Source organism: Sinomicrobium halophytocola (assembly GCF_052983395.1).
This window is the reverse complement of the sequence record NZ_JBRKIT010000002.1, coordinates 67,742-79,966: the sequence shown is the minus strand read 5'-3', so window position 1 is coordinate 79,966 and position 12,225 is coordinate 67,742. Positions and strand designations below refer to the sequence as shown.

Below are 12,225 nucleotides of genomic sequence, written 5' to 3'. Positions count from 1 at the left end.
TTATTTAGTTTAAAATTTATATTTGATTCCCAGAGATATATAAAGGGAGGATGCCATATCATATGTATGGATTTTCGTATCGTCCCGGTAAAGGTCTAACTCATTGTATATGGAATATCCCATACCGGTAACGAGATTCCAGCCCCGGTTGAAAAAGTACTCATAGTTTACCCTTCCGTTGAAATTCAGGTAACTCAACTTATACAACAGGCTTTCGGCCTCCGCGAAATACCCTGTAACGGCATTGACCCCGGCATAGAAAGCATCCAGGTCGAGTACAGGCCGTATCGTGTGCTTCGAACTAATGTTCCACGACAGGTACGTATATGGATAGCCCAGGGCATATTCCCAATGTGTATTGATTTTCCTTTTATAATTAAGCACCGGAACAAACCGGAGTTTTCCGAAAGCCGTAGAATATTCACCTCCTATAACCAGGGAAGAAATAACTCCTCCCGGTTGCCTCCACAGCCTGGTAAAATAAGCCCCGTACCCCAGGTTAAACCCTTCCCCGGTCCAGTCTCCGTGGAAATCGGATGCTATTTCCGGCTGAACATAAGCGGTAAAGGACCAGGCATCATCCAGGAGATAAGAAACAAACACCTCAGGCCTTAATGTAAATACTTCGGTAAAATGCATGTCTTCAGCTGCCCGGGAGGTATAGGTGTAATCCATATCAAACTTGCGGACATCCGCAGCCACACCAATACGAAAACTTCCCGCAGAGAAGATTTTACTTCCCCCGATCCGGGTTTCGTAAATATTCACCCCTTCGTCCGATTTATTTATACTATACTCCAATTGGATCATTTCCGGAAATTTCTCCTGCCCCGAAATCCTGGCAATTACCAGGAAAAGACATACAATGATTATTACTGCTCTCACCAATTTTTTGAACAAATCTACACAGCACCCCTCCCGGGCAAAAACAGAATAGATAAACCTTCCTTATTTATATACCAAAAGGGAAGTTTTACGGATTAAATCCGTTTATGTGGTTTGATAGATAAATAGAGGCAATTGGTATAGGCCGGACCCGCAATGGTCGATTTTCATTTTTCACCTATGTCAACCCCGCTATTTTTGCCCAAAATCATTCTCTATGCGATACATGCTATTTTTCTGCCTGTCCGTGCTGTTATGGTCCTGCGGTGATGATAATGCCTATGATACCGACTTTGACGCGGGCGAAGATTTTACCGACAGTAATACCCGGGTACTTTCTATCGATACCCTTACGGTAGAAATGTCTACCATTAAATTCGACAGCCTGGTTACCTCCGATGCCACCCGCATACTGATAGGCCAGTACCTCGATACCGTTTTCGGGAAAACCACGGCTTCGAGTTATTTTGAATTATTACCCTCAGGTTACACTATAGATAATGAGGCCGTATACGACAGTATTTCCTTTTTTTTGGGATACGATCGGTACTACTACAACGATACCCTTCAAACTTCTTCAATACATGTAAAAAGACTGACAGCCCGGGTAAAACCGGTTGAAGGAAATTCCTTTTACAACAAACACTCCATAGCGCACGAAACTGAAAGCCTGGGAGAAATTGCCTTTATGCCCAGGCCTTTGGGCGGGACGGATTCCGTAGAGATAAAACTCAATGACGAATTTGGCGAGGATCTGTTCGAACAAATACAGCAAAAGAACATTACTACCAACGATCAGCTACGGGAATACTTCAAAGGGATCAGTCTTCAACCGGGGGAAAACGATAATGGAGCCATTCTCGGATTTAATACCTCATCGGATAAAAGCTACTTGAGGATCTACTATTCCACACACGAAACGGAACAACCTACGGTGCAGTATATGGATTTCGCCATGACTACCGAAAACAGCCCTGCAACTTTTTTTAACAGTATAGTTTCCGAGGACAGTGAAACACCGTTCAGCCAGCTTACCTCCCGTAAAGTATTACTACCGAGCACAGAAACCGGGAACCGGGTTTTCATACAGTCGGGAACAGGTATTACCACAAGGATACGCTTCCCGTCCATCCGTACCCTCTACGACATAGAAGGTACGGGAACAGTGCTAAATGCATTTCTCAGAATAAAACCCACCAATGCATCATACGACAAACACCTCCCGCTAAGGGATACGCTCAACATATATATCGTAGATCAGAACAACGATATTACCGAACAGCTTACTACCTCCGAATCCACTGCATTGCAGGCCGTACTGAACCGGGAGAACGAGGAATTTAACGAACTGTATTTCGAAGTACCGCTAGGCACCTATATAGAACGCCTTATGACAGCCACCCGGGAAGACCGGAGCTCTTTAATCCTTATACCATCTCAATACAGTTCTTCTGTAGACCGTATGGTACTCAACGGGGAAAACAACGGGGATTATGAGGCCACACTGCAAGTATTGTATGCTATTTATGATGAAGACCAGGAATAATCACAGAACAGTACTCCGCAATTCCGGAGGTCAAAAACCAACTATTCGTATGAAGAAGATCATTTTTTCCGTATGTGTTTTTACATGCTGTTTTCTTGCTGCAAATGCCCAATCCGAAGGTCTGACCGGCTCTCCGTACTCCATGTACGGCCTTGGTATAATCAACCAGGCCAATGTAGGGAAATACAACGCCCTGGGGCATGGTGGAATCGCTATGCCCGGGAACTCCGGAATAAACAACCTCAACCCCGCATCCTATGCTTCCATACAGGATAAATCATTCTTTTTTGATGTAGGGTTCCAATCGGAATACAATCATTATTCAAATAAAATAAACGACGAGAACAAATGGAGTTTTAATTTTTCGAACCTCGCTTTTGCTTTTTCCCTTTCAAAAAGATCGGGCATAGGAGTTACCCTTACTCCGTATACCAATGTGGGATATACATTGCTGGGAGTTACTTCGAACATAGAGGGATCGGACCAGGAATTCGAGAGCACGATCAACGGCTCGGGCGGACTGAATGATATCAAGGTCAACTACGGCTATTTGCTTTCGGATAAAATACGATTGGGGGTAAATGCCTCTTATTTATTCGGAAGTATTAAAGAAAATGAATTCTTTTATATCGGGAGCAGTTATTTTGACATGAACGAGACGTCATTCTATCACGGTGTACGCCTGGGATTGGGTTTCCAGTACGACATCCTGAAGAATTTCTCTGTCGGAGGTACCGTACAGTTACCGGTTTCCCTTGACGGTAGTATGGACAGGATCGTTACGAAGACCCTGGACGGCACCAGTGTAACGGTCGAGGATGAAGAAGGTGAAAATATTTCCGACTTCAAACTACCTACAGAATTGGGGGTCGGTGTTTATTTTACTCCCTTCAAAGGGCTTTCCGTAAATGCGGACTATAAAAGAAATTTCTGGAGTTCCACCAACCAGACAGACAATATCGGCCAATACGAAGATCAGGACATTTTCAGTGTGGGAGTGGAATACATGAAAAACGCCAGGTCGTTGGAATACATAGACAGGGTGCAGTTTCGTGGCGGTTTTACCTCAGATAACGGTTACCTTTCCATCAATCAGAAAAAAGTAGGCGGTTATGCTATTACGGCGGGACTTGGACTTCCCCTGAACACAAACACCAATTCCATGCTTAACATCTCGTATTCTTACGGGCAAAAAGGGCAATTATCCAACATTCTCATCAAGGAAAATTATCATTTTATCAGCCTGAACATCAGTCTGGAAGATCTGTGGTTTATAAAAAGGAAGTACGATTGAAAAAGCGCGAAGTCAGAAGCACGAAGTTAGAAGGATTTTAATGTAAATCCGATTTCAAAGACAACAACTATCAGCTACCTCGGGGCATTCCGATAATCCCGATAATTATCGGGATCGGGGCACGAGGCATCAAACGATACAAAACATTAATTCATTCCCGATGCAAATCCTTAGTTAAATTCAGGACGGGCTTGGAAATAAAATCTCACTTATTAAGTCAAATATTTGATTATCAAATAAAAACCGAAACTCACGTTATTTTAAACGCTTCATACTTCTAACTTCGTACTTCTGACTTCCGCCCTTAATTGGTCGTATCCTTTTTCTTTTTCCCGAACAGTCCCTGCAAAACATCCTTCGCAGTTTCTTTTACGGATTCCTGCTTTTTGGCTGCCGTAGTATCCGTTGCCGTACTGTCCTTGCTTTTTCCTCCCAGAAGGTTCCCCAGCGCATTACCTACCGCATCCTTGCCCTGGCCGACCAGTTTGTCCTTTTGCTTGGCAATGAGCTGTTGTGTCAATGCCGTAACGGCAGATTTCATATCGGTAGAAACGGACGGACTGGTATAGGTTCCGCCTATGGTCGCCGTAACCGGAACAGTCATTTCCTCTTTTTCCGTTTCATTCAGTTGGGCGAGCAGGTTGCTTGCTTCTTTCCCGAGATATTTTGCAGGAACATTGAACGTGGCTTTATAGGCCATTGTTTTATCAAAACCATGACTTCCCGCGACCTCGATGTCTATATCCTGGTATTTTACATGAAACGGTTTTACATTTACTTTTCCGTTGTCAAAGGACAAATGTGTTTTAATATCTTTCAGATTTAATTTATTCGCATCCAGGAAGCTCAGGTTACTGGTCAGTCCGTTGAGTAATTTGGAATCCTTGGTATCAATCCCCGAAGTCAGCACCTCGGCCAGGGCATCTCCCGAAACAGAAGTCAGCACAGGCGTCAGGTCATCATTCAGGTTACCCGAAAGGGACAGGTCCGTATTCAGTTTACCCTGCAATATACCCGCAATAGGGGTCAGGGCTTTCAGCAGGTCCAGTCCCTGGAAAGACTCGGCGATATCAAAATTACTGATATCCATCTTCATATTAAAGGTAGGCGTAGCCTCTTTTGTGGACACATCCCCGTTTATGGCCAGTTGCCCGTTGAAAACATTGGATCTGAGGTTTTTCAGGGTAGCTTTTTCATCCTGTATTATGAGGATTCCTTTTACATCCTTTAGTTTCAGGTTATCGTATATCACCGTATTGGCCGATGCATCCACCGTACAATCCAGGAATGAAGGAATCTTGATCTTTTCTTCGGTTTTCGCATCGCTTTTTTCTCCTGTTCCCTGCTTTTCCGCTCCGTCTTCCGGCGCTCCTTCGCCTTCTGCTTCAGCTACCATAAAGTCGTTAAGGGAGAAGGTATCGGACGACAGTGTAAAGTTACCCTCTATCTTCTCTTTATTGAACATAAAGCCCATCAGGTTGTTAATGGTCCCTGTGGCGTTCAGATCGGTCTGCCCGGTTTTTGCCTGAAAAGTATTGAGCTTTACTGTTGCCGGATTAAAGGTTACATTGGCTTTGCTGATACTAACAGGGTTAGCCATTTCCGAAGAGGCATAGGTAAACCCGGTAAGATCCATCGTTCCTGAATTCCTGGTGTTCTCATACTTTTGGTTTTCAATGGAGGCCATGTCAAAAGCCGTAGTGATATCCGCTACCAAAATACCGCTGAGTTCTTCCTCCATAGGAAAAGGATATGCTTTAGAAAGATTGGCCAGGTTCAGTTTTCCATCTATTCTGGCATTTACACGCATATTTTCGGTTACATTGTTCAACCGGGCATTGGCATTAAACACATCCTGGTCTATACGAAAAGACAGTTTTTGAATATCCACATAGGTATCTTTGGTGAGTCCGGTTTTATTCACTATTTCCGTAGCCAGCTTTATATCTGAAACCGATTTGGGCAGGTCAGGATATTTGAAGGAGGCGTTGTCCGAAGCTATTTTTATATCAAAAGCGGGGATATGCGTATCATCCACAATGCCTTTCACTTCTCCTTTTACTTCAAAATTCCCGGTCGTCTGTACATTCTCTATATTGCTGGAATAAGCTTCGGGAATAACCGCGAGGAAATTCTTAAAATCGGATGATGGGGTATTGAAGGTTATATCGATCTCCTGGTTGTCTTCGTTGAGCTGTACATAGCCGTCGAACACCAGGGGGAGCTGGTTTAGCAATAAAGTATTATCCAGGAAAGAATAGCGGTTCTTCTCCAGGTCTATGCCGATAACCGCATCGAGATCCACCCTGTTTTTACTGACATAGGCCGTACTGTCCATCATAAAAGACACCAGGGCATTTGTTTTGGTCTTTAGTTCCGATTTGGTCAGGGAAAGGTCCCCGCTACCGGAGTGATTGAGTTCGTCCATAACAAACTGCATTTTCCCCTCTTCATCCAGGTAAGAGATACGGCTGTCCCTGATGTCGTATTGTTGCACGGAGAAACTGAAATCTTCTCCTTCTGCCCGAGTTTCTTCTCCACCGATATCATCTGTACTTTCCTTCGCTATATCATAGTTGGCCTTCCCTTCGCTGTTCACCAGGATATTCACATTAGCCTTGTCTACGGCAAAACTGCTTATCTGCATTCCGCTTCCCTTAAACAATTCTCCAATTCCCATTTTTATGGAAACTTCATCGGCATAGAACAGGGTATCTCCTTCAAAAGGAGCCAGGTTGATCACGGATATTTCATTCAGGGCGACCCTGGCTTTCGGGAATCCGGACAAAAGACTGATGTCCAAATCTTTAAAATCGACTTTAGCATTTACATTCTTATTGATGCTGTCCTTGATAAGTGCCGTTATTTTATCCTTGAACAAAAGTGGCGTTACCGCGAGCAGGATAATGATTATCCCCAGAGTGATCCCGGCTATCTTTAATCCCTTTTTGATCTTCATTGCTTTTATTTTTGTTTAAGTTAACACTAGAGTATGTTTTATTTTTTCTTTTCAGGGCTTTCTTTATATATAAATACGATCCGATCAGGGCAACTGGATTTCCTCCCCTTTTTCCAGGTCAAATCGCTTACGGATAAGATATACAAAAAAATACAAAAGAGGAGTATCCAGCAAGGCTATTAACATTTTGAACAAGACCCCTCCTATCAGTAGACCGGTAAACCGTTCCCAGGCAATGACATCAAAAGAACAAAGCAGGAGCAGTACGGTCATGGTATCAATACACTGCGACAAAATGGTCGAACAATTGTTCCGCAGCCACAAATGTCTCCCTTTGGTGTAGTTTTTCCAGAAATGATATATATGGATATCCACATACTGTGCCGCCAGGTAAGCAAGCATAGAAGCCATTACAGCCAGTATAGTGCGCCCGAAAACATCACGGAACAGCTCATCTCCTATAGGCGACCAGTCCGTTGCAGGGGCAGCTGTGGAAACATAAATGATAAGCAGGGAGAATAACGAAGCGAAAATACCTGCGGTAACCACCTGGTTCGCTTTTTTCTTACCGAATATTTCCGAAATGAGGTCAGTGATCAAAAAAGTAACGGGATACAGCAATATCCCTACGGAAATCTCAAATATCCGGGACCCGAAAATATTAACTTCCCCGAAAGGGTACCAGTAAAAGAATTTTTGAAAAATAAGATTGGAAACCACCAGGGAAGTGATAAACAAAGCAGCGAGATATAAATATAGCTGGTATGCGGCTTTATGTTTTTGCATGCAAATGATTTTTGTGAGAGAAACACGAAAAAAGTGTCTGTAATACCATCTGAACTACTATTCAAAGCCGGAAAACCTATGGAGGTTTTCCGGCTTTGCCGTAAGATGTTTTTTTACCTAAATAACTTAATGCATGATAAGTTCGAACGGCAACCTGGCCTGTACTCCTTTTTGCCTGGACAATACTTTTATCTTTTGCAATATCTGGTAAGCCTGTTCTCCTATTTCTTCTTTTAAGATATCTTCTTTGCTCTTAGCAATGGAAACACCGATAAACTTATCCATAATATCCTGGATATTTGTGGTATACACCGGAAAATCCTGTACGGTATATTCTTTTGTTCCACCAACTTCCGCAGCATATTCTACAGCTTTTTCCAGTCCGCCTATTTCATCAACAAGACCTATTTCCAATGCTTCCGCCCCGCTCCAAACCCTTCCCTGGGCAATGGAGTCCACTTCTTCTTCCGTCATTTCCCTGCCATCGGCAACGTGGTTAATAAAGGTACTGTATATATTTTCGATACTCTCTTTGGTCACTTCTGCGTATTCTTCGGACAAAGGCTGGAAAACGCTATACCCAAGAGCTTGGTTGTTGGTAACTACATGTTCCGCATGTATACCCATCCGGTCTGCCAGTTCCTTGAAATTGGGCAGCATACCGAATACCCCTATCGATCCGGTTATGGTGGTGGGCTCGGCAAATATCTTATCCGCACCGGAGGCGATGTAATATCCTCCCGAGGCAGCGAGGTTCCCCATAGATACGACAACGGGTTTATCCCTTTTCGTGATCTCCACTTCCCTCCATATGATATCCGAAGCCAGTGCGCTTCCCCCGGGTGAATTTATACGGAGAACGATGGCTTTCACCTTATCGTCTTTCCTGGCTTTTTTGAGGGCCTTTATAATAATCCCCTGCCCTACATAATCCTTACCGCCTTCACCGTAAACAATTTCCCCCTCGGCATAGATCACAGCGATCTTGTCTTTTCCTGTTTTTTTAACCTTTTTTGCGGCATATTCGGCATACTCCTGCATACTTATATATTCCAGTTTTTCATCCTCCTTTATACCTCCTGCCAGTTTCAGGGAAGATTCATACTCATCAAAATAAGCGATCCTGTCTATCATTTTCGCGTTAAGCGCCATAATCGGTGTCCTTGCCGCAAGATCATCGGCTATGCTATTGAGGCTGTCCGGAACTATGCTCCTGCTATCGGAAATATCTTCCAACATGGAATTCCACACGGAAAATAACAATTCGGATATCTGGTGCCTGTTTTCCGGGCTCATTTTATTATCCAGGAACGGCTCCACAGCACTTTTGTACTTACCGTGACGGATCACCTCCAGCTTTACACCGGTTTTTTCCTGCAGGTCTTTAAAGAACAACACTTCGGAGGAGAGTCCTTTAAAATCTATATCTCCCACGGGGTTAACAAAAACCGAATCGGCTACAGAAGCCAGGTAATAATCCTTCTGCGAATAAAAATCTCCGTAGGCATACACAAATTTCCCGGAGGACTTAAAATCGTTCAGCGCGTTTCGTATGGCCCTGGCCTGTGCCATACCTGCGGGGAGATAACTACTGTTAATACTTATCCCCTGGATCTTAGTATCGGTTTTCGCCTGTTCTATCGCTTCCAGCATATGGTTCAACCCGTCGTATTTCTCATATTTCATTCCGAAATCAGTAAAATCAAATTTACCGCCATAGTCCTTCAGGGGCTGGTCAATACCTATTTCCAGTACGGATTTATCCCGCACGGTTATTGTATTGTCCTGGCTACCGGCCAGACTGACAAAAATGAGGAACATAAAAAACAATACACCTAGAGCTATAATGCATCCCAAAATGGACGCTAAAAGATTTCTTAAAAATTTCATTGTTCAATCACGTATTACTTGCAGTAAAAAACTTGTTTGGCACCGTACTTACATACTATGCTTCACAAAGATAATCTTTTCGGTTTATGAATTGTGATAAGGACGGGCGGATTTAATACTTATGACAAATACAGGGCTTCGTATACTGTATTCCGTATTTAAAACCGGTTCATAAACAAAATCGTTTTCCACTTTTTACGCGACTATTATCTCGTTTATGTTGGTTTCTTTTAGTTATTTTGCATAATGAAACGCGCATATCTATCCATAGGAAGTAATCTCGGGAATAAAATACAAAACCTTCAAAACGCTGTAACGTACCTGGAAAAAGGCAATGAGTTGAAAGTCACGGCCTGTTCCGGAGTGTACCAGACACCGGCCTGGGGTTTTTCGGGTGAAGATTTCCTGAATGCGTGTATTGCCGTAGAAACCTCCATACGACCTCAGGAATTGCTATTCCACATCCTGGAAACGGAAAAAAAGCTGGGAAGGCTCCGCTCCGGGGAAAAAGGGTACCAACCCAGGAGTATAGATATTGACATTCTGTTTTACGAGGACGAAACTATAGAGCAAAATAATCTTATCATACCCCACCCACAGATCCCCAACCGACGATTCGTGTTACGTCCTTTGGTAGATATCGCCCCCGGAAAGATACACCCGAAACTACAAAAAACAGTGACACAGCTACTGGAAGAATGCCCGGATAACAGTGAAATTGACAGGACTTCATACGATTTGCAACCGATAAAGAAAACCCCTTTCGCTTCGCTTCATTACATTGCTATCGAAGGCAACATAGGCTCAGGAAAAACTACCCTGGCCACTAAAATAGCAGAAGATTTTAACGGTAAGCTTATCCTGGAACGCTTTGCGGACAATCCGTTCCTGCCAAAGTTTTACGAAGACCGGAACCGTTATGCCTTTCCCCTCGAAATGTCTTTCCTGGCCGATCGCTACCAGCAATTCACGGACGATACTTCACAGCCCGACCTGTTTACCAACTTTATGGTAAGCGATTACGATATTTTCAAATCATTGATCTTTGCCAATGTTACCCTGGCCGAAGACGAATTCCGGTTGTACCGGAAATTATTCGACCTCATGTACAGGGAGGTTACCAAACCGGATATATACGTCTATCTCCATCAGAACACGGACAAATTATTGCAGAACATCAAAAAAAGGGGAAGAAAATACGAGCAGAACATTCCGCCCGATTACCTGGAAAACATAAACAAAAGCTACCTGGATTTTATTAAAACCCACCAGTATCAAAATGTACTGATACTGGATGTTTCAGAACTGGATTTTGTTCAAAACAAGAATGATTACTATTACCTTATCGACAAAATACACAATTTCAAGGATGAAATGTAAAAATTACAACTTTTTTAACTTTTATTTGCATTTTTTAAAAAGGTTATTTTAAATTAGTACCGCTATTGAAGCTAACTAACTTTTTCATAATCCAACCCCCGGGATTCAAGCAATTGAGTCCCTTTTTTTATTAGTTTTGGAGTTGGGAGTTTTGGAGTCATGGAGGAGAAGATGAAACTCAGAACTAAAAACTCCGCAACTTTTACTTTCCTTACAGCACCAGTTCTTCAAACAATCGTTGCAAGGTTTCTTCCGGGTCGGCGCTAAAACCGGGATGTGGTCTTGAGGTTTGGATAACGGAACTCCTCATTGCTGTAAGCCATCGGAAACGTGAAGCCAGGTCCAGCCGGGCTATCGGGCCGCCGTCTTCACTTCCCCCACTTATCTTATCAAAGGATTCCAGATTTTCCTTCAGTTGCTCTACGGCTGTTTCACACGTAAAGAGCTTTAGTTTCTCTTCATTAATATGGTATAACGTTTTCAGGAACGCCTTTTGTTTGCAATAAAGTATGACCCCGACATTGAGGAATTCTTCCCGCTCCACCTGGGGTACCAGTCTTATTACCGCATATTCATACAACAGCATTTCTCGCATTCTTTGCTTCGTTTATAAAAATTCCGGAATTGGCCAGTCTCGTTGTTAAAAAGCGAAAGTATATTTCGCGTATCTGCTCCGGTGTTTCTTCCGATTGTTCCCATAGCAACCACGTTTCCGGTATAAGGTCCACGATTTCCCTCAGTATTTCATCCGTAAGTATTTCCCGGAAGCTTCCGTCTACTTCATTCAGCATACCAGCCTGCGGAAGCAATACATGATCTTTGATGTAGACAAAAGGCGTCTTTGCCTGTTGCTCCCAATTGTTCCAGGAATGATGGAAATAAAACGCGGCCCCGTTGTCTATAAGCCATACTTCTTTGTGCCAGAGCAACATGTTGGTATTCCGGAAAGTCCTGTCTATATTGGTAATAAAGGCATCGAGCCAGACGATCTTCGACGCCAGTTCATCATCCACCTTAACGGCTACGGGATCAAAGTTAATGGCCCCGGACAAAAAATGGATTCCTATGTTAAGCCCGTGGCTCTCACGGAGCAGGTCCTGGATCTCTTCATCTCCCTCGGTTCGGCCAAAGGCTTCATCCAATTCCGCAAATACTATCTCCGGAACTTTAAATCCCAGTTTCCGGGCAATTTCGCCCCCCAGCAACTCCGCGATCAAGGCTTTCACCCCGTGACCGGCACCGCGGAATTTCACCACATACTTAAATCCGTCGTCGGCCTCGGCAATTGCCGGCAGAGACCCACCCTCTCTCAGGGGAGTGACGTAACGGGTGACTTTTACATTTCTAATTTCCACAGAAGACATTCTTTCCGGTTTTCTCTGACAAAAATAGTGTATTCTCCAAACTTTATCCGGAAAAGCATATCATGTCCCGGAAATTAGATGTTTACTCAAGGACATCTGTCAAAATAATGGAATTCCTTAA

At 43.4% G+C, this 12,225-nt stretch carries 9 protein-coding genes; 3 read left to right on the top strand and 6 right to left on the bottom strand.

Annotation, left to right across the window (positions count from 1 at the left end):
* Positions 1–9 precede the first annotated feature (9 nt).
* Complete coding sequence (locus ACVBDY_RS00890; protein ID WP_447173589.1) at positions 10–885, bottom strand: hypothetical protein; 876 nt, start codon at positions 883–885, stop codon at positions 10–12.
* Positions 886–1,102: 217 nt separating this feature from the next.
* On the opposite strand from ACVBDY_RS00890, the gene ACVBDY_RS00885 reads away from it, so the two are divergent.
* A complete protein-coding gene (locus ACVBDY_RS00885) occupies positions 1,103–2,431 on the top strand; it encodes a DUF4270 family protein (RefSeq protein WP_447173588.1) in 1,329 nt (442 codons plus the stop codon).
* A 49-nt stretch (positions 2,432–2,480) separates the two neighbouring features.
* Positions 2,481–3,725 (top strand): BamG family beta-barrel-assembly machinery protein, encoded by a 1,245-nt coding sequence (gene bamG, locus ACVBDY_RS00880; protein ID WP_447173587.1) that lies wholly within the window; start codon positions 2,481–2,483, stop codon positions 3,723–3,725.
* A gap of 304 nt (positions 3,726–4,029) precedes the next feature.
* Here the strand turns inward: bamG and ACVBDY_RS00875 are convergent, their stop codons facing one another.
* The 3 genes from ACVBDY_RS00875 to sppA all read right to left on the bottom strand — a co-directional run bounded on the left by ACVBDY_RS00875 (position 4,030) and on the right by sppA (position 9,360).
* Complete coding sequence (locus ACVBDY_RS00875; protein WP_447173586.1) at positions 4,030–6,684, bottom strand: AsmA family protein; 2,655 nt, start codon at positions 6,682–6,684, stop codon at positions 4,030–4,032.
* 84 nt (positions 6,685–6,768) lie between these two features.
* Complete coding sequence (locus ACVBDY_RS00870; RefSeq protein WP_447173585.1) at positions 6,769–7,470, bottom strand: queuosine precursor transporter; 702 nt, start codon at positions 7,468–7,470, stop codon at positions 6,769–6,771.
* A gap of 126 nt (positions 7,471–7,596) precedes the next feature.
* The gene (gene sppA, locus ACVBDY_RS00865) at positions 7,597–9,360 is read right to left on the bottom strand and encodes a signal peptide peptidase SppA (RefSeq protein WP_447173584.1); all 1,764 of its coding nucleotides are present in this window, start codon (positions 9,358–9,360) and stop codon (positions 7,597–7,599) included.
* 246 nt (positions 9,361–9,606) lie between these two features.
* On the opposite strand from sppA, the gene folK reads away from it, so the two are divergent.
* The gene (gene folK, locus ACVBDY_RS00860; RefSeq protein ID WP_447173583.1) at positions 9,607–10,740 is read left to right on the top strand and encodes a 2-amino-4-hydroxy-6-hydroxymethyldihydropteridine diphosphokinase; all 1,134 of its coding nucleotides are present in this window, start codon (positions 9,607–9,609) and stop codon (positions 10,738–10,740) included.
* Positions 10,741–10,951: 211 nt separating this feature from the next.
* On the opposite strand, the gene ACVBDY_RS00855 is transcribed toward folK, so the two are convergent.
* Together ACVBDY_RS00855 and ACVBDY_RS00850 are read right to left on the bottom strand one after the other, a co-directional pair.
* The gene (locus tag ACVBDY_RS00855) at positions 10,952–11,335 is read right to left on the bottom strand and encodes a DUF3037 domain-containing protein (protein WP_447173582.1); all 384 of its coding nucleotides are present in this window, start codon (positions 11,333–11,335) and stop codon (positions 10,952–10,954) included.
* Complete coding sequence (locus ACVBDY_RS00850) at positions 11,313–12,104, bottom strand: HipA family kinase (RefSeq protein WP_447173581.1); 792 nt, start codon at positions 12,102–12,104, stop codon at positions 11,313–11,315. The genes ACVBDY_RS00855 and ACVBDY_RS00850 overlap by 23 nt, the downstream gene beginning before the upstream one ends.
* Positions 12,105–12,225: the final 121 nt, after the last annotated feature.

Bases quoted from the DNA above. Each gene is read 5' to 3' on its own strand.
- folK (WP_447173583.1), top strand. From the start codon at position 9,607: ATGAAACGCGCATATCTATCCATAGGAAGTAATCTCGGGAATAAAATA.
- ACVBDY_RS00850 (WP_447173581.1), bottom strand. From the start codon at position 12,104: ATGTCTTCTGTGGAAATTAGAAATGTAAAAGTCACCCGTTACGTCACT.
- ACVBDY_RS00870 (WP_447173585.1), bottom strand. From the start codon at position 7,470: ATGCAAAAACATAAAGCCGCATACCAGCTATATTTATATCTCGCTGCT.
- ACVBDY_RS00875 (WP_447173586.1), bottom strand. From the start codon at position 6,684: ATGAAGATCAAAAAGGGATTAAAGATAGCCGGGATCACTCTGGGGATA.
- bamG (WP_447173587.1), top strand. From the start codon at position 2,481: ATGAAGAAGATCATTTTTTCCGTATGTGTTTTTACATGCTGTTTTCTT.
- ACVBDY_RS00885 (WP_447173588.1), top strand. From the start codon at position 1,103: ATGCGATACATGCTATTTTTCTGCCTGTCCGTGCTGTTATGGTCCTGC.
- ACVBDY_RS00855 (WP_447173582.1), bottom strand. From the start codon at position 11,335: ATGCGAGAAATGCTGTTGTATGAATATGCGGTAATAAGACTGGTACCC.
- sppA (WP_447173584.1), bottom strand. From the start codon at position 9,360: ATGAAATTTTTAAGAAATCTTTTAGCGTCCATTTTGGGATGCATTATA.